Below are 18,013 nucleotides of genomic sequence, written 5' to 3'. Positions count from 1 at the left end.
ATTATTAAAAATAAAAAATGTAAGATTTATATGTTATAATTTTTCCTATGTGTAAATTTTAGAAAGTTGGAGGAACTTATGGAAGAAACAATTAGTTTAAAAGAGTTATTTCATATCTTAAAAAAACGTTTAGCAATGATCCTCGTAATCGCCTTTGGTGCAGCTATTGTAAGTGCTATCATTAGCTTTTTCTTCATGACACCAATCTATCAATCTTCGACGCAAATTCTTGTTAACCAGAAGAAACAAGAGGGTGCAATGTTCCAAGCTGGTGAAATTCAAACGAATATTCAATTAACGAATACATATAAGGTTATCATTAAAAGTCCAGTAATCTTAGAACAAGTGAATGAAAAATTAAATTTAAATATGACATCTCAAGCGCTAACAGGAAAGATTAATGTTGCAAATGAAAAGGATTCACAAGTAATCTCTGTAACAGCTGAGGATAAAGATCCAAAACTAGCTCGTGATATTGCTAATGCAACTGCAGATGTATTTAAAGGTGAAGTTGCAAAAATTATGAATGTCGATAACGTAACAGTATTATCTAAAGCAGAAGTTGCAGAAAATCAATCTCCAATTAAGCCAGCGCCTATGCTTAATGTAGCGATTGCTTTCATTGTTGGTTTAATAGCTTCAGTTGGTCTTGCATTCTTATTAGAATACTTAGATAACACGGTTAAAAAAGAAGAAGATGTAGAGAACTTACTTGGCTTACCAGTATTAGGAATTGTAGCTCGTATGGATGAAGAAACAATGAACGTGAAATCACACGCTCCATCATCAAGAAAAGTGAGGGGACAAACAATTGGCTCTTAATTTATTTAAAAAGAAAAAGAATCATCGTCAACGCCGTCAATTAATTGCTCATCAACAACCGAAATCACCAATTTCAGAACAATATCGTAATATTCGAACGAATATTGAATTTGCAGCTATTGATACGAATTTACATTCATTAATGGTCACGTCTGCAAACCCAAGTGAAGGGAAAACAACAACTACAGCGAATATGGCAGTTGTTTTTGCTCAACAAGGAAAAAAAGTATTATTAATTGATGCAGATATGCGTAAACCAGCAATGCATCAAATGTTCCAAGTAGATAACATTTTTGGACTCACGAACGTACTAACACATAGTGAACGCTTAGAAAAATGTGTACAAACGACATCTGTAGACAATTTACACTTTTTAGCTTGTGGTCCAATCCCGCCAAACCCGGCCGAATTGTTAGGTTCAAAATCAATGAAAGAACTTCTTGGACAAGCATATAGTATGTACGATCTAGTTATTTTTGATATGCCGCCAATTTTAGCTGTAACCGATGCGCAAATTATGGCAAATGTATGTGATGCTTCTATTCTTGTTGTTCGTAGTGAATCAACAGAGAAAGAAACAGCGGTAAAAGCAAAAGGATTGTTAGAATCAGCTAAAGGTAAATTGTTGGGCGTTGTTCTGAATGATCGTAAACGTGAAGAAGGCTTATATTATTATTACGGTGCAAACTAATTAAAAGAGTGAGATATGGTTGAAACATATCTCCTTTTTTCCCTTGAATATGAGCGATATCTCATATTCAAGGGAAAAAAGATCTTTATAGGAGAGAGGGAGGATGAAACAAATGATAGATTTACATTGTCACATTTTACCTGGTATCGATGATGGTGCCCAGACAGTAACAGATAGTTTAGCCATGGCACAACAAGCCGTTTCAGAAGGAATACATACAATTGTCGCAACGCCGCACCATCAAAATGGCAAATATGTAAATGAACGTACCTCAATTATTCATCACATAAAACAACTAAATGATGAACTACAACAACATAATATTCCACTTACTATTTTACCGGGGCAAGAGGTCAGGTTATATGGTGATTTATTAGAAGACTATGAGGCTGGTAAAATCGTTACTTTAAATGAAACAAATAAATACATATTCATTGAATTCCCATCAAATCACGTACCTCGTTATACCGAACAATTATTATACGAATTACGTGTAAAGGGAATGATTCCAATTATCGTTCATCCAGAACGTAATGCCGAGTTAATCGAGCGACCAGATAAGTTATATAACATTGTAAATAAAGGTGCATTAACACAAGTGACAGCAGGTAGTTTGCTTGGAAAGTTTGGTAAAAAGATTAAAAAATTCTCATTACAGCTTGTGGAACATAATTTAACACATATGATCGCATCAGATGCGCATAACACGACGTCGAGAGGATTTCATTTAGCAGAAAGCTATGAACTAATTGAGAAAGAATTTGGAATGAGTGTTATGAGTGATTTGAAAGAGAATCCATATTTATTAATTAGCGGGAAAGCAATTTATAAAGAAGATCCAGAACAAATTCGCCGTAAAAAATTGTTCGGTATTTTTTAAATAAAGAATGGGTGATGTCTCCTAACCGTTATCAATGGGGGCACTCGGTCGTGCTGTGGGTAGAAATTTTTATTTCGAACCTACCTTAGACGCTTGTCGTCGGGAGTATGACGTGAGGATGGGTTAGATGCCCATAATTTATTTCTAATAGAAACTCTACCTATGGAGTTATAACTATGACTCCATAGGTAGGGTTTTTGTTATTGTTACATATAAATATAATAATTTATTTTTGGGGGTACTAGATTTGAAAAAAGTAAGAAAAGCAATTATTCCAGCTGCTGGACTGGGGACAAGGTTTTTACCAGCAACGAAAGCGATGCCGAAAGAAATGTTACCTATCGTTGATAAACCGACAATTCAATACATAGTAGAAGAAGCGATAGAATCAGGAATTGAAGATATTATTATTGTTACTGGAAAAGGTAAACGTGCCATTGAAGATCATTTTGACCATTCCTTTGAATTGGAGCAAAGCTTACTAGAAAAAGGGAAGCATGAGATGCTAGAAAAAGTACAAGCTTCCTCAAAAATTAATATTCATTACATAAGACAAAAGGAACCAAAAGGTCTAGGGCATGCAGTATGGTGTGCACGTAAGTTTATTGGAAACGAACCATTTGCTGTATTACTTGGTGATGATATTGTGCAAGCAGAAACGCCTTGTTTACGTCAATTAATGGATCAATATGAAGGTACACAGTCGTCAGTTATTGGTGTACAAACAGTACCTGAAAACGAAACACATCGTTACGGTATTATCGATCCAATTGAACAAAGCGATCGCCGTTATCAAGTACGTCAATTTGTGGAGAAGCCAGTTCAAGGAACTGCACCATCAAATTTAGCAATTATGGGACGTTACGTATTAACGCCAGAAATTTTTATGTTCCTTGAAAATCAACAAACAGGTGCGGGTGGAGAAATCCAATTAACAGATGCCATTCAACGATTAAATGAAGTTCAACGTGTATTTGCGTATGACTTTGAGGGTACGCGTTACGATGTTGGGGAGAAGTTTGGATTTATTAAGACGACGATTGAGATGGCGCTACAAAATGAAGAATTAAATGTAGAGTTAATGAAGTATATGAAGGAACTTGTAAAAAAGGAAGAGGTACATTCATAAGAGAATGTCCTTTTTTATTATGAATAAGATAAGAATTATATAAAGAAGGGAACAGGTATATTGAGTTATCGAAGACGGCTCTCATTATTAATTTTATTAGATTCATTTATCGTATTAACTGCCGTGTATTTAAGTTATTGGTTTATACATCCAAATGTATTAAACAAAATTCCTATGACAGTAGTTATTAGTTCTATTACATTATTGTGTAGTCATCATGTTTTTGCAGCTATTTATAAGTTGTATAACAAGGCGTGGGAATATGCAAGTATTGGAGAGCTAAAGCAAATATTTAAGGCGATTACGCTATCAATTCTAGTAACAGCAATTGTTCAACAAATTATTAATCACGATATTTATGTTCGAATTTTAGCAATCGCATGGATGTTGCATTTACTATTAATTGGCGGTTCTCGCTTCGTATGGCGTATGTTCCGTGATACATATATTACAAAAGCTACTAATAAAAAACGAACATTAATTATTGGTGCGGGTTCAGCAGGAACGATGGTAGTACGTCAATTACAACATAATAAAGAAGCAGATTTATATCCAATTGCGTTTGTTGATGACGATAGAAATAAGCAAAAATTGGAGATTTATAATGTTCCAGTTGTTGGAACAACAAATCATATTCAAGAAATTGTAGAAGATAATGATATAGAACATATTATCATCGCTATTCCTTCTTTAAATAGAAGTCAAATCAATGAAATTTTTGAGAAGTGTAGAAAGACAAAGGCGAAAACGCAAATTGTACCGATGCTTGAAGATCTTTTAGATGGAAAACTCTCTGTTAATGAATTCCGTGATGTACAAGTAGAGGATTTATTAGGGAGAGAACCAATAAAGCTAGATGATGCAGGAATTGGAGAGAAGATTACAGGTAAAACAATTTTAGTAACAGGCGCTGGTGGATCAATTGGATCAGAAATTTGTCGCCAAGTGATGAAATATAAACCGGCTAAAATTGTTCTTTTAGGACATGGTGAGAACAGTATTTATAATATTGAGATGGAAATGAGAGTCACTTATAAAGATTCTGTGGAAATAACAACAGAAATTGCTGATATTCAAGATCGTCATAAAATCTTTGAAATAATGAAGAAGCATCAACCGTATATTGTATATCATGCGGCTGCACATAAGCATGTTCCTTTAATGGAACGTAATCCAGAAGAAGCTGTTAAAAATAACATTTTTGGTACGAAAAATGTAGCTGAAGCAGCAGATACGTTTAAAGTGAATACGTTTGTTATGGTTTCTACAGATAAAGCTGTAAATCCGACAAATGTAATGGGGGCTACAAAACGATTTGCAGAAATGATTGTGCAACATATGGCATCTGTAAGTACTAGTACGCGTTTTGTTGCGGTTAGATTTGGTAATGTTCTTGGAAGTAGGGGAAGTGTAATCCCACTATTTAAGAAGCAAATTCAAAAAGGCGGACCTGTAACAGTTACTCACCCTGATATGATTCGTTACTTTATGACAATACCAGAAGCTTCTAGGTTAGTAATTCAGGCTGGTACATTAGCTAGAGGTGGAGAGTTATTTGTTCTCGATATGGGAGATCCAGTGAAGATTGTTGATTTAGCTAAAAACTTAATCACTCTTTCGGGTTATTCTATTGAGGAAATTGGAATCGAATTTACTGGATTAAGACCAGGCGAGAAAATGTATGAAGAGTTATTAAATGAAGGTGAGATTCATCCAGAGCAAATATTCCCTAAAATTCATATAGGAAAAGCTGTTTTAATTGATCAAGGGATTTTAAGGCAGTTTATGAATGATTTTGAAGGAATTAGTAAAGAAGAAATAAGAGAACGATTATTAGATATTGCAAATAATAAAGTTAATCTTAAAAACTAATTTAAGGGAAGGAAGTTTTTTAAATGGGAGACAGAATATTTCTTTCATCACCACATATGAGTGATGAAGGTTATGAAATGCATTATGTTAAGGAAGCTTTCGATACTAATTGGATTGCGCCACTCGGGGAAAATGTAAATGGATTTGAAAGAGAATTAGCCGCAAAAGTTGGTTCTAAGGAAGCTGCAGCGCTATCTTCTGGGACAGCTGCAATTCATTTGGCTTTAAAAGCGGCAGGAGTAGGGGAGGGAGATATTGTTTTCTGCCAAACACTTACATTCTCGGCTACTGCAAACCCTATCATTTATCAGAATGCTACACCTGTTTTCATAGATAGTGACTATGAAACTTGGAATATGTGTCCTAAAGCTTTGGAAGAGGCTTTTAAAAAGTATCCGAACGTAAAGGCAGTTATAGTAGTCCATTTATATGGTCTTTCTGCGGATATGGATAAGATTGTTGAACTTTGTAAAAAATACGATGTTACTTTAATTGAAGATGCTGCGGAATCTTTAGGAACGTACTATAAAGGAAAGCATACTGGAAGTTTTGGTAATTATGGTATTTTCTCTTTTAATGGAAATAAGATTATTACAACCTCTGGTGGTGGTATGCTCGTTTCTAATAATGAAGAAAGAGTTTCAAAGGTAAGATTTTGGGCTACTCAAAGTAGAGATCAAGCCAGACATTATCAACATAGTGAATTAGGTTTTAACTATCGTATGAGTAATGTAGTTGCTGGTATTGGTAGAGGACAGCTTAAAGTTTTAGATCAAAGGGTTCAGAAGAAAAGATACATATTTGATTTTTATAAGAGAGAACTAGGAAATCTTGAAGGAATTGAATTTATGCCTAGTAATGGGTGGAATGAACCAAACTATTGGCTAAGTTCTATGACACTAAACGGTAAGATCCGTCCAATAGATGTGATGGAAGCCCTTGAAAAAGAAAATATTGAATCTAGGCCGGTTTGGAAGCCAATGCATATGCAACCATTCTTTGAGAAATATGATTTTGTTGGTACAGATGTATCAGAAAAACTTTTTGAGAATGGTATATGTTTACCAAGCGATACGAAGATGACAGAAGCAGATCTAGAAAAAGTTGTGAAAATTATTAAAGGGTTGTGGATAGCATAATGAGGAGTTCTAAAGTTGGCATCTATGGTAGGTTTATAAAAAGGCCGATGGATTTTATACTGTCTTTAATTGCTATTATAATGCTTAGTCCAGTATTCCTTATAGTGGCTTTTCTTGTAAAAACAAAGTTAGGTAGTCCGGTATTATTTAAACAAGAGCGACCTGGATTAAATAGAAATATTTTTAAGATGTATAAATTTAGAACAATGACAGATGAAAAAAATGAAAATGGTGAGCTATTACCTGATAGTGTGAGGCTTACTAAGTTCGGTAAGTTTTTACGTTCGACATCACTTGATGAATTACCTGGGCTGTTTAATATTTTTAAAGGTGATATGTCAATTATAGGACCAAGGCCTTTATTAGTTCAGTATTTACCACTATACAATGAACATCAAAAGCGTCGTCATGAAGTTAGGCCTGGATTGTCAGGGTTAGCGCAAGTCAATGGTCGGAATGCTATTAGTTGGGAAGAGAAATTTAATTACGATGTAGAGTATGTAGATAATGTAAGTTTTACTACGGATTGGAAGATTATCCTTTTAACAATTAAGAAGGTTTTTATTAGAGAAGGAATTAATTCAGAAACTGCAGCTACAATGGAATATTTTGAAGGTAGTAAAGTGAGGGAAAATAATGAGAGAAATTAATATTTTAATTTTAAGTGCGGGAAGACGCGTAGAGCTAGTGCAACATTTTCAAAAAGCAATGAGAGATTTAAATGTTAAAGGTAATATTGTAGCAGGTGACTGTTCTAATACGGCACCAGCGCTATATTTTGCAGACAGAACTTGTAAGTTACCACGAATTAGTGAACCAAATTATATTGAAGAGATTATAAACATCTGTAATCAAGAAAATATTTCGTTAATTGTCCCAACGATTGATACAGATTTATTGCTACTTGCGGAGAACAAGGAGTTTATTGAGGAAAAAACGCATGCTAAGGTATTGATATCCGATTCAAAGGTTATTAAAATTTGCAGGGATAAAATCAATACACAAAGATTTTTAGAAGAAGAAGGTTTTGGAGTTCCAAAAATGTATACAGATGAGGAATTAATTTGTGGGGAGAACATACAGTTTCCTTTATTTATCAAACCTAAATCTGGAAGTTCAAGTGTTAATACATTTAAAGTAAATAATTTAGCGGAATTAAAGACATATAAAAGTTTTATCAATGAGCCCCTGATCCAAGATTTTATGGAAGGGGAAGAATTTACGGTTGATGTATTTTTAGATTTTCAAGGGAATGTAATTACAGTAGTTCCACGATTAAGAATAGCTACACGTAGTGGTGAAATTTCAAAAGGGAAGATTGTAAAGGATCGAGAGATTATTAATGATGTAATTAAATTAATGAAGACACTCCAGCCAACTGGACATATAACTGTTCAACTTATGAAGACAAAGAAGGGGATTGAGTACATTGAAATCAATCCAAGATTCGGTGGAGGAGCTCCAATGAGTATTCAAAGTGGTGCAGATTCATGTGGTAATTTGTTGCGCTTATTAATGGGACAAACATTAAACTATAATGAAAACTATCGAGAAAACCTTACATTTATTAGGTTTGATAGTAGTATATGTTTAGATGAGAACATGGAGTTAGTAAAATGATAAAATCAGTTATATTTGATTTAGATGATACACTTATCTCTGAGAAAAGGTATATCGAAAGTGGCTATAAACATATCTCAAAATTACTAAGTAAAAAACTTCAAAAAGATGAACAAGAACTGTATCAAATATTAATAACCTTATTTAATGAGGATACTAAAAATGTATTTAATAGAATGTTTGATATGATTGGAGTTATCTATAATCAAAATGATGTATTAGAACTAGTAGAAGCATATCGTAACCATGTGCCAACGATAGATTTTTTTGAGGATGTATTACCATGTCTGAAAAGCCTAAAGGAAAAAGGGTTAAATTTAGGTATTATAACAGATGGTTATGCAAATGCTCAGCAACAAAAAATAGATGCAATAAAGGCCAGTAATTATTTTGATGAAATTATTATCACTGATAAATTGGGAAGAGAGTTCTGGAAGCCACACCCTAGGGCATTTGAGACTATGAAAGAAAAATTAAACACTGAATTTAATGAAATGATTTATATTGGAGATAATCCAGAAAAAGATTTTCATATAAGTTCTATTTATCCAATACAGACTGTAAGAATTTATCGGGATGGAGTTTATAGTGAAAAGAGTTATTTGAATGAAGTTAAGGAAGATTATTCAATTTATTCTTTGAAGGAATTGAATCAGATAATTAATAAGAAGCTTTGTAAATAGCAAGTTTATTGCGGATGTAACAAAAACTTGTTTCTAAGATAAGAGTATAATTGGTCATGGTTAATAAGGAGAAGGTGTTAGAAGTAATTCTAGATAGGAGATTAGAGAGTTAAAAATGAAAATATTATATGTTACGACCATATCCAATACTGTAAATACTTTTTTAATACCACATATACAACTTTTAGTGGAACAAGGGCATCAGGTTGATATGGCCTTTAATATTGTGCAAGAGGTTAATCCTGAACTAATTAAAATGGGATGCAAAATACACAATATAGAATTCCAACGCTCTCCCTTGGATAGAAAAAATTATTTAGCATATAAAAATTTGAAAAAGCTTATAAAAAACGAGGGATATGATTTAATTCATACACACACACCTGTTGCTTCAGCATGTGTGAGGCTTGCATGTAAGAAAATGCAGGGTGTAAAAGTAATATACACTGCACATGGATTTCATTTTTTCAAAGGTGCTCCACTTATAAATTGGTTGGTATATTATCCTATCGAAAAATGTTTAGCAAAGTATACTGATATACTTATTACTATAAATAAAGAAGACTATAATAGAGCCAAAAATTCTTTTAAAGCGGATAGAGTGGTGTATATTCCTGGAGTAGGGCTTGATACCCAAAGGTTTGATACGATACTTGTAGATAAATCATTGAAACGTAAGGAGCTGGGATTGCCAGAAGATGCTGTCATTATTCTATCGGTTGGTGAACTTAATAAAAATAAAAATCATGAAACTGTTATTAGAGCGCTAGCAAAGTTAAATAATCCAGCTATTTATTATGTAATATGTGGACAGGGACCTTTAGAAGATAATTTAAGAAGCTTGTCTAAAGAATTAGGATTAGAGAATCGTGTGAAGCTATTAGGGTATCGTAAAGATATAATTGAAATCTGTAAGGCAGCAGAGATCTTTGTATTTCCTTCATTTAGGGAAGGATTATCTGTGGCTTTGATGGAAGCGATGGCATGTGGTTTACCGGTTATTTGTTCAGATATCAGAGGGAATAGAGATTTAATGGAAAATAGTGAAAGTGGCCAGTTAGTAAAACCAAATGATTTTGAAGAGTTTGCTAAGAGTATTAATAAGGTTCTAATGTGTAATGGGAATAGGATTGACGTGAATAATAAAGAGGCTATTAAAGCTTTTGATATTAGGAACATTGTACAAAGAATGCAGGAAATATATTCACAAGTTCAGTTAGATAAGACATCAAATGAAATTTTAACTAAAGACAAAGATTATAGAGAGGGGGAAGTTTAATGCCAAAGATATCGGTAATAATGGGTGTTTACAATGGAGCTAATAAAATAAAAACTGCAATTAAATCAATACTTGAGCAAACATTTACTGATTTTGAATTAATTATATGTGACGACGGCTCAACTGATAATAGCATTGAAATAATTGAAAAATGGGTTGCTAAAGATAATAGAATTAAATTTATACGCAATCCAAAGAATTCAGGGCTTGCCCCAACGCTTAATAACTGTTTAAAGATAGCTAAAGGAGAATATATAGCTAGAATGGATGATGATGATATTTCACATCTAAACAGATTTGAAAAACAAGTGGATTTTTTAGATTCCCATTTAGAGTATGCAATAGTAGGCACGAGCCGAAATATGTATGATGATAATGGTGTTTGGGGGAAAAGTATAGAAGAGGGTGAAAGAACACCTCTTGATATTTATCTTGGAAAAACTTTCGCCCATCCATCAGTAATGATGCGGAAACAAGCCGTGGTTGATGTTGGGGGATATACAACAGGTCCCGAAACTGAAAGGACGGAAGATTTTGATTTATGGTGTAAATTATATGAAAAAGGTTATAAAGGATTTAACCTTGGGGATATATTATTTGATTATTATGAATCAAGAGGTTCATATGGTAAACGAAAATATAAATATCGATTTTGTGAATATAGGCTTAAAAAGAAATGGCGTAGAAAGCTGGATATTCCTGTGAAATATTCTATATATGCGTATAGACCCCTTCTTGTAGGATTAATACCTACAAAAATGCTCATGAAGCATCATGAAAAAATTTTTCAGAAATAAATTAATCGAATAAAAAGCTAAGATTACATCGTTCCTATTCTTGATGAGGTCATAAATAATGGTTGTGATTAGCTGGAAATAACAGGAGTGTAGGTGGAAATTGGAAATGAAAAAAGTGATGTTTGTAATTGGGGTTCTTAGTAATGGTGGGGCAGAAAGAGTAATATCCATTTTAGCAAAAGAGATGATTAGAAAAGGGTATGAAGTTAGTATTGTTACAGTTTTTGGTGATAATAACAATTATGTAACTGACAAAAGGATTACGCTATATCCAATAAATCAGAAATACAAAAATAAAATGCTAAGGGTCATGGGGATATTGCGTAGGACTCGTCAATTAATTAAACAGCAGAATCCAGATTTAATTATTTCTTTTGATACAACAATTAATATATATACTATTGTATCACGTACTTTTTTACCAAATAAATTGATAGTATCGGAGAGAAATGATCCCTACCAATATCCTGGAAGTAAAGGGATAAGAAAAGTAAGAGATTTTTTATATAGGTTTTGTGATGGATTTGTTTTTCAAACAGAGGATGCAAAGAAATATTTTTCATCTCGGATACAAGAAAAAGGAGTTGTAATTCCAAATCCTATCATATCTGATTTACCCTATTGGAATGAGAATAGTTCAGAAAAGACAATCATCACAGCTAGTAGGTTAAATAGACAAAAAAATCTCCCAATGCTAATAAATGCTTATTCAAGGATAAAGGATAGTTTTCCAGAATATAAACTTAAAATATTTGGTGTAGGAGAATTGCGAGAGGAATTATTAAATCAAATAGAGCATTTGGGATTAAGTGATAAGGTTACAATACCGGGATTTTCTAATGATATTCATACTGAGATGGCGAATTCAGATTTATTTGTTATTCCCTCCGATTATGAAGGGATTTCAAATTCTATGCTTGAAGCATTGGCTATAGGGGTACCAGTAATTTCAACTGATTCACCTATAGGTGGAGCAAAGATGTTTATTAAGAATGAAGAGAATGGGATACTTATAAAAGTCAGAGATACTGATGGATTAGTTCAAGCAATGAATCAGATTTTATCTGATAAAAAATTCGCGAAAAATCTATCATATGAAGCACGCAAAATAAGAAAAGATTTACAATCAGAGAAAATCGCAAAAATTTGGGTAGAGTTTGCCCAAAAAATTTATAGAGGTAATCATGAGTGGTAATCGATATATTCAAAAGGTGGAAATAAAAAGGCGAAATATGGAAATTGGGAGCATTACTATTTTATTAGCGGTGTTCGGATACCTATTATACCTAATGACGTTGTCATTAGGTAACACTGTTGCAAGTTATAATGAAATAATTTTCGCGCTTAGCTGGTTGGGAATTTTCTTGGTGGTATATGTTATTACAACGTGGTATAAATTATCAGGAACTATATTCTCTCCGTATACGATATTCATGTTATTTTTCTTTCTATTTAACTTTGGGCAGTGTTTTATGTGGGCATTTGGTATCCATAACCCATCTGAAATTGGAAAAGTACCTATGTTTAATGGGTTTGGAACACCAAGTGGTGAGGATATTGTTCATGCTCAAGGATTAACGCTAGCATGTATTTTAATGTTTCATAGCGGTGCAGTTTTATGTTATAAGAACAGAGCTAAGAAAAGTGTCAAAGCGATGGAAGATAACCCTACTATTTTTAAGGATTATAATAAAAGAACTTTGAATTCAATATTTTACGTTTGCTTAATAGTGAGCTTAGTAGTTATTCCTCTTGAATTATACAATAGCTATTCAGAACTTCGGTTAGCAAGTATTTATGGATATAATTCTTTATATTATTCAGATTTAGCTAGCACTGATGCGACGTTTATAGGTTTGTTGCAAAGAATGTTCTTCCCATGTTTAGTGGGGCTATTAATAGGTAGTAAGTACAATAGAAAGGTTCAAGTAGTTGTTTATATAATTTTTTCTATCTATATGTTTTTAAACTTGCTTGCTGGAGATAGGGGATCGTGGGTGTATAAAATCATAATTTTAGCTTGGCTTAGTCATGCATGCTATAAACCGATAAAGTTTAAGAAGTTCGTGAAATATATGGTTGTTGGTATTGTTTTTTTATATTTCATTACAGCCATAGTATCTGTAAGAGATACGGGTTTATCTAGTGCTACTATTGCGCAGGCATTTGAATCCATCTCTTTTGAGGAATCACCTATTATAGGGGCTATTTTTGAAATGGGTGGTTCAATGAAACCTGCTATTGTATTACAAAAGTATGGGTGGGATGTATGGCCCTATGGTAATACTTATTTGCTTGCCATACTTGGGATGGTCACAAATAAGGTTATATATCTTTTAGATATTCCGTTTGCTTTACCAAGTGCATGGTTTTCCCAGGGGTATTTAGGGTTATCTTGGGGAGCTGGTTTCTCTATTGTTGCTGAAGCTTTACTAAATGCAGGACCATTTTTTGCACCTCTAATATTAATTATTGTGGGTTATTTAGTTACATCGATGATATATATAGATAAAACAATGATTTATATGGAAAGGCCACTTAAATTCTTTTTTGTTGCATCAACTTTGCATTTTTTTATTCCAATGACAAGAAATGAATTACATGTCCAATTAAAAGATTGGTTTTATGGTTTGCTTGTTCTATGTATTCTTATATTAATAGTGAGAAACCTGCCATTTAGATCGAGTAATAATAGTGTTAATATTAGGAAATAAATGTGTTGCAGATTATCAACGTTTAATCTGAATTGAACTGCACTCCAATTGTTAGACATAGTGCAACAATTGGAGTGCAGCTTTTTGGGTTAAAGATCAATATAAGGATGTACTCGTAAAAAATAAAAGTTAAGAATCAAAAGATAGGTTGAAATTGAAGTGTTACAAGCTAAATCAGTGAGACCTCGTATAGAAACGTGTACTTAGAAAAGGTGAATACTGTAGTACGAAAAAAGGGGACATTACCAAGCAGGAAAAAGCCCATGTAATCTATGAACTAAGGTTCAAAATCCCCAATATAAAACCATTGTTACTTACTTTATATTCCTAAAAGTAGAATTTATGTATAAGTGAATTTTTAATTATTTTGGAATTTAAGTTGTTGTTCGACAAAAGTATATTTAGTCTTAAGTTATGTTTAGTATTAGAAACACATTGAATCATCTGATTTTTAGCACTCATTTAGGATGATATGAATGATTGTTTATTTTAGAATAGAAAGGGAAATTATTATCTTATGCTAGGAAGCAGTTTTAATAAAAAGGTTGGCATTTATTTTATTGGTATGTTGTCCTCAAAAGTATTATCGGTATTATTAATCCCAATATATGCATTTTACGTTTCGGCAGATGTTTTAGGGTATTACGATTATACACTTACAATCATGAGTATTCTAATCCCGTGTATATATATTGCAATTTGGGAGGCAGTCTTAAGGTTTATATTATCGGAAAAAGATGAAATTGAAAAAAAGACAGCAATTGCAACATCAGCGATTTTTAGTTTGTTTATGACATGCATCCTTATAATAGGGATAGTTATATATGGGAATCTATTTATGGATGAAACAAGGGTTATGTTATCAATAGCTATAATGTTTGCAAGCTATGGATTAGCAAATATATGGCAATATTTCGCAAGAGCTTTCGAGGAAAATAGAGTTTATGTATACGCGGGTATAATTGGTACAATAATTAATTTTATTTTAGTAGTGCTATTGGTGTGCATTTTTAAGTTAGGAATTCAAGGGCTTTTCATTTCTTATATTTTTGGACAAGCTTCAATTTTGATTTTCATTGAAAGTAAAATAAATGTTTGGCAGTATATTAAAATGAAATACTTTAAGATTGATATGCTTAAAAGGATGTTGATGTTTTCAGCCCCTTTAGTACTCAATTTAACTTCAATATGGTTAATGTCTGCATTTGGAAGATTTATTATTACAAAAAAGATAAGTATGGATGCAAATGGGCTCTTCTCATTTGCAAGTAAATTTTCTTTAATTGTAACTATGATAGGGTCAGTTGTGACTATGGCGATTATTGAAGAGGCTATTACTTCAGCAAAAACAAAGGGATTTAATTCTAATTTCACTAGAACGATAGAAAGTATTTTTAAGATATTTCAATCAATAATTTTAATTGCGGTTCCCTTAATAGTAATTTTTTATAATATTATTCATAAGACGGATTACTATACTTCAATGCAGTATGCACCTTGGTTATTGCTATATGCGGTTGCTACAACTATGTCATCCAATTTGGGTTCGGTTTTCCAGGCCATAAATAAGACAAAGTATCAATTTACAACGACTGTAATGGGTGCTTTGGTTACTGTAGCTTTATCTTACGGGTTAATTTCCATAATTGGGATTTACGCAGTTATTATTGGTCAAATCATGGGTGGTATAGTCATGATGTTGATGCGTTATAGATTGATTAATAAATATATAGATTTTAAAATGAAATGGATGCCAATTGTAGGAATGACGGCTTTGTTTTTGGGAATTACTGTGGTATGTTTGAACTCGAATTTAGTTATTAATATAATTATTTTGTTATTGATAATGGTATTTTTAGGTTATCAAAACTGGAATTATGTGAAGCAAGGATATCGACTCATCAGGAATCGATTTTGATTATAGAAATAAAAAGAAGGGGAAGGTGTAACCATGTATAAAATAGCAGTGGCTGGAACAGGTTATGTTGGCCTAGTAGCAGGTGTATGTTTTGCAGAAGTTGGGCATCAAGTAACTTGCGTGGATATCGATGAAAAAAAAGTAGATTTAATGAAATCCGGCGTTTCACCAATTTATGAAGCTGATTTAGAGAATTTAATGCAGAAAAATTATGCTGGAGGAAGAATTAATTATACAACGGATTACAAGTTAGCATACAAAGATGCAGATGCTATTTTTATTGGAGTTGGGACTCCAGAACAAGCTGATGGTTCTGCAAACCTTTCATATATTGCAACCGTGGCAAAACAAATCGCTGAAAGTGTAGAAAGAGATTGTCTTGTTGTTGTAAAATCAACTGTTCCAATTGGAACAAATGATAAAGTGGAGCAGTTTATTCAAGACTTTTTAGTTAATAATGTGAAAGTTGAAGTGGCATCAAACCCAGAATTTTTAGCTCAAGGTTCCGCTGTTCATGATACGTTATATGCAGAAAGAATTGTTATCGGTACAGAAAGTAAATGGGCAGAAGAAGTATTAACGAATCTTTATAAGCCATTTCATTTACCTATCGTTTCAGTAAACAGACGTTCAGCTGAAATGATTAAATATGCATCTAATGATTTCCTAGCTCTTAAAATTTCTTACATGAATGATATTGCAAATCTTTGTGAATTGGTCGGAGCAGATATTCAAGATGTTGCAAAAGGTATGAGTTTTGATGAGCGTATTGGAAGTAAGTTTTTAAATGCAGGTATTGGATTTGGAGGTTCATGCTTCCCTAAAGATACGAAAGCATTAGAATATTTAGCAAGACAAAATGGTTACGAGTTAAGAACAGTAAAGGCTGCAATTGATGTGAATAAAGATCAAAAGACTTTATTATACAAAAAGGCGAGTCAGCGGTTAATTACTTTTAACGGTCTTAAAGTAGCGGTGTTGGGTTTAACATTTAAACCTGGTACAGATGATTTAAGAGAAGCTGCATCCCTTGAAAATATTCCTCTATTATTAGAGCAAGGTGCAGACATTTATGCTTTTGATCCAGTCGGTGCAAATAATTTTGCAAAAGTATATCCTGAGGGAAGAAATAAGAATGGAAATATCACATATGTTACAGACATTGAACAGGCGTTAGAAGGGGCAAATGTTTGCTTTATCTTCACCGAGTGGGGAGAAGTGAAAGCATTAACTCCAGAGATTTATAAAAAGTTAATGAGAACACCACTAATTTATGATGGAAGAAATATTTATGATGTTCAAGCAATGCAAGAAGTGGGCATAGAATATCATTCCATTGGCAGAAAATCAACAAATAGAGATCGTATGAAGGAGTTGAATAACATTGAACTACAAGCCTCTAGATAATAGTAAAACATATCTTATTACTGGAGCAGCTGGTTTTGTAGGATACTTTTTATCTGAAAAATTACTAGCTCAAGGTTGCAAAGTAATAGGTATTGATAATATGAATGACTATTATGATGTAAATCTTAAATATGCTCGTTTAGAACAATTAAAGCCCTATGAAAAATTTACTTTTATTAAAGGTGATATTTCTGATAAGGATATGATTACTAAGCTCTTTGAAGAGTATAAGCCTAATATTGTAGTGAATTTGGCTGCGCAAGCTGGTGTGAGATATTCAATTGAAAATCCAGATGTATACATTCAAAGTAATATCATTGGTTTTTATAATATTCTTGAAGCATGTAGACATTTCCCTGTTGATCATCTTGTATACGCATCATCAAGTTCTGTTTATGGAGCTAATAAAAAGGTACCATTTGAGGAAACAGATTTTGTAGACAACCCAGTCTCGCTTTATGCTTCTACTAAGAAATCAAATGAGTTAATGGCTCATACATATAGTCACTTGTACCAAATCCCTGCAACTGGACTTCGTTTCTTTACAGTGTATGGTCCTATGGGGCGTCCGGATATGGCTTATTTTGGCTTTACTAATAAATATTTTGCTGGTGATTCGATTAAAATATTTAATAATGGTGATTTTGAAAACGATCTGTATCGTGATTTTACTTATATAGATGATATCGTTGAAGGAATTCAACGACTTTTAAGTAATCCACCTCAAGATGATGTTAAGCATAAAGTATTCAATATTGGAAATAATAACCCTGAAAAACTAATGGTGTTTATCGAAACGTTAGAGAAGACACTAGGTAAAGCGCTAGGGAGAGAAGTTGCATTTGAAAAGGTATTTGAGCCTATCAAACCAGGAGATGTACCAGCTACTTATGCATCTACAGATTTATTACAGAAGGCTGTAGATTTTAAACCTGAGACATCTATAGAAAAAGGTTTACAAGAGTTCGCTAATTGGTATGTAGAGTATTATAAAATGAAATAATCTGGTTATAGTCTAGCATCCTTAGTATAATAGACTAAAGTGTTATTTTTATTATCTGG

The 18,013-nt window shown here is 32.9% G+C and carries 16 protein-coding genes; all 16 read left to right on the top strand.

The window, feature by feature from the left end; translation table 11 throughout:
• Positions 1–78: 78 nt before the first annotated feature.
• Complete coding sequence (locus NZ044_RS25980; protein WP_079246206.1) at positions 79–822, top strand: YveK family protein; 744 nt, start codon at positions 79–81, stop codon at positions 820–822.
• On the top strand, positions 812–1,513 hold the full coding sequence (locus NZ044_RS25975) for a CpsD/CapB family tyrosine-protein kinase (protein ID WP_079246205.1): 702 nt from the start codon (positions 812–814) through the stop codon (positions 1,511–1,513). Before NZ044_RS25980 ends, NZ044_RS25975 begins: the two co-directional genes overlap by 11 nt.
• Positions 1,514–1,625: 112 nt before the next feature.
• On the top strand, positions 1,626–2,393 hold the full coding sequence (locus NZ044_RS25970; protein WP_079246344.1) for a tyrosine-protein phosphatase: 768 nt from the start codon (positions 1,626–1,628) through the stop codon (positions 2,391–2,393).
• A gap of 247 nt (positions 2,394–2,640) precedes the next feature.
• Entirely contained in the window at positions 2,641–3,522 is an 882-nt protein-coding gene (gene bpsC / locus NZ044_RS25965) for a UTP--glucose-1-phosphate uridylyltransferase BpsC (RefSeq protein WP_079246204.1), read from the top strand.
• A 60-nt stretch (positions 3,523–3,582) separates the two neighbouring features.
• Positions 3,583–5,394, top strand: coding sequence for a polysaccharide biosynthesis protein (locus NZ044_RS25960; RefSeq protein WP_079246203.1), 1,812 nt, complete (start codon positions 3,583–3,585; stop codon positions 5,392–5,394).
• A 23-nt stretch (positions 5,395–5,417) separates the two neighbouring features.
• Complete coding sequence (locus tag NZ044_RS25955) at positions 5,418–6,533, top strand: DegT/DnrJ/EryC1/StrS family aminotransferase (protein WP_079246202.1); 1,116 nt, start codon at positions 5,418–5,420, stop codon at positions 6,531–6,533.
• Entirely contained in the window at positions 6,533–7,183 is a 651-nt protein-coding gene (locus NZ044_RS25950; protein ID WP_079246201.1) for a sugar transferase, read from the top strand. Before NZ044_RS25955 ends, NZ044_RS25950 begins: the two co-directional genes overlap by 1 nt.
• A complete protein-coding gene (locus tag NZ044_RS25945; protein WP_063549135.1) occupies positions 7,170–8,153 on the top strand; it encodes an ATP-grasp domain-containing protein in 984 nt (327 codons plus the stop codon). The genes NZ044_RS25950 and NZ044_RS25945 overlap by 14 nt, the downstream gene beginning before the upstream one ends.
• Entirely contained in the window at positions 8,150–8,836 is a 687-nt protein-coding gene (locus NZ044_RS25940; protein ID WP_000597761.1) for an HAD family hydrolase, read from the top strand. The genes NZ044_RS25945 and NZ044_RS25940 overlap by 4 nt, the downstream gene beginning before the upstream one ends.
• A gap of 115 nt (positions 8,837–8,951) precedes the next feature.
• Positions 8,952–10,115, top strand: a complete 1,164-nt coding sequence (locus NZ044_RS25935) for a glycosyltransferase family 4 protein (protein ID WP_097891793.1) — start codon at positions 8,952–8,954, stop codon at positions 10,113–10,115.
• The gene (locus tag NZ044_RS25930) at positions 10,115–10,912 is read left to right on the top strand and encodes a glycosyltransferase family 2 protein (protein ID WP_079246199.1); all 798 of its coding nucleotides are present in this window, start codon (positions 10,115–10,117) and stop codon (positions 10,910–10,912) included. The genes NZ044_RS25935 and NZ044_RS25930 overlap by 1 nt, the downstream gene beginning before the upstream one ends.
• Before the next feature lie 106 nt (positions 10,913–11,018).
• A complete protein-coding gene (locus tag NZ044_RS25925; RefSeq protein ID WP_000757395.1) occupies positions 11,019–12,107 on the top strand; it encodes a glycosyltransferase in 1,089 nt (362 codons plus the stop codon).
• Positions 12,097–13,626 carry an O-antigen polysaccharide polymerase Wzy gene (gene wzy, locus NZ044_RS25920; protein WP_079246198.1) on the top strand — a complete coding sequence of 510 codons (1,530 nt, stop codon included), beginning with the start codon at positions 12,097–12,099 and terminating at the stop codon, positions 13,624–13,626. Before NZ044_RS25925 ends, wzy begins: the two co-directional genes overlap by 11 nt.
• Positions 13,627–14,143: 517 nt before the next feature.
• Positions 14,144–15,544 carry a lipopolysaccharide biosynthesis protein gene (locus NZ044_RS25915; protein WP_000901585.1) on the top strand — a complete coding sequence of 467 codons (1,401 nt, stop codon included), beginning with the start codon at positions 14,144–14,146 and terminating at the stop codon, positions 15,542–15,544.
• A 33-nt stretch (positions 15,545–15,577) separates the two neighbouring features.
• Entirely contained in the window at positions 15,578–16,951 is a 1,374-nt protein-coding gene (locus NZ044_RS25910) for a UDP-glucose dehydrogenase family protein (RefSeq protein WP_079246196.1), read from the top strand.
• The gene (locus NZ044_RS25905) at positions 16,929–17,954 is read left to right on the top strand and encodes a GDP-mannose 4,6-dehydratase (RefSeq protein ID WP_095689979.1); all 1,026 of its coding nucleotides are present in this window, start codon (positions 16,929–16,931) and stop codon (positions 17,952–17,954) included. The genes NZ044_RS25910 and NZ044_RS25905 overlap by 23 nt, the downstream gene beginning before the upstream one ends.
• Positions 17,955–18,013 lie beyond the last annotated feature (59 nt).

The sequence above is a fragment of the Bacillus sp. FSL K6-1338 genome, assembly GCF_038006965.1.
In the GTDB taxonomy this organism is placed as follows: Bacteria; Bacillota; Bacilli; order Bacillales; family Bacillaceae_G; genus Bacillus_A; species Bacillus_A thuringiensis_S.
Note: the sequence above shows the minus strand (reverse complement) of the source record. Positions and strands in the feature narration are given on the sequence as shown.

Excerpts from the sequence above, each read along its gene's own strand:
- NZ044_RS25945 (WP_063549135.1), top strand. The coding sequence starts at position 7,170 with ATGAGAGAAATTAATATTTTAATTTTAAGTGCGGGAAGACGCGTAGAG.
- NZ044_RS25980 (WP_079246206.1), top strand. The coding sequence starts at position 79 with ATGGAAGAAACAATTAGTTTAAAAGAGTTATTTCATATCTTAAAAAAA.
- NZ044_RS25940 (WP_000597761.1), top strand. The coding sequence starts at position 8,150 with ATGATAAAATCAGTTATATTTGATTTAGATGATACACTTATCTCTGAG.
- NZ044_RS25970 (WP_079246344.1), top strand. The coding sequence starts at position 1,626 with ATGATAGATTTACATTGTCACATTTTACCTGGTATCGATGATGGTGCC.
- NZ044_RS25930 (WP_079246199.1), top strand. The coding sequence starts at position 10,115 with ATGCCAAAGATATCGGTAATAATGGGTGTTTACAATGGAGCTAATAAA.
- wzy (WP_079246198.1), top strand. The coding sequence starts at position 12,097 with ATGAGTGGTAATCGATATATTCAAAAGGTGGAAATAAAAAGGCGAAAT.
- NZ044_RS25950 (WP_079246201.1), top strand. The coding sequence starts at position 6,533 with ATGAGGAGTTCTAAAGTTGGCATCTATGGTAGGTTTATAAAAAGGCCG.
- NZ044_RS25915 (WP_000901585.1), top strand. The coding sequence starts at position 14,144 with ATGCTAGGAAGCAGTTTTAATAAAAAGGTTGGCATTTATTTTATTGGT.
- NZ044_RS25955 (WP_079246202.1), top strand. The coding sequence starts at position 5,418 with ATGGGAGACAGAATATTTCTTTCATCACCACATATGAGTGATGAAGGT.
- NZ044_RS25935 (WP_097891793.1), top strand. The coding sequence starts at position 8,952 with ATGAAAATATTATATGTTACGACCATATCCAATACTGTAAATACTTTT.
- NZ044_RS25910 (WP_079246196.1), top strand. The coding sequence starts at position 15,578 with ATGTATAAAATAGCAGTGGCTGGAACAGGTTATGTTGGCCTAGTAGCA.
- NZ044_RS25925 (WP_000757395.1), top strand. The coding sequence starts at position 11,019 with ATGAAAAAAGTGATGTTTGTAATTGGGGTTCTTAGTAATGGTGGGGCA.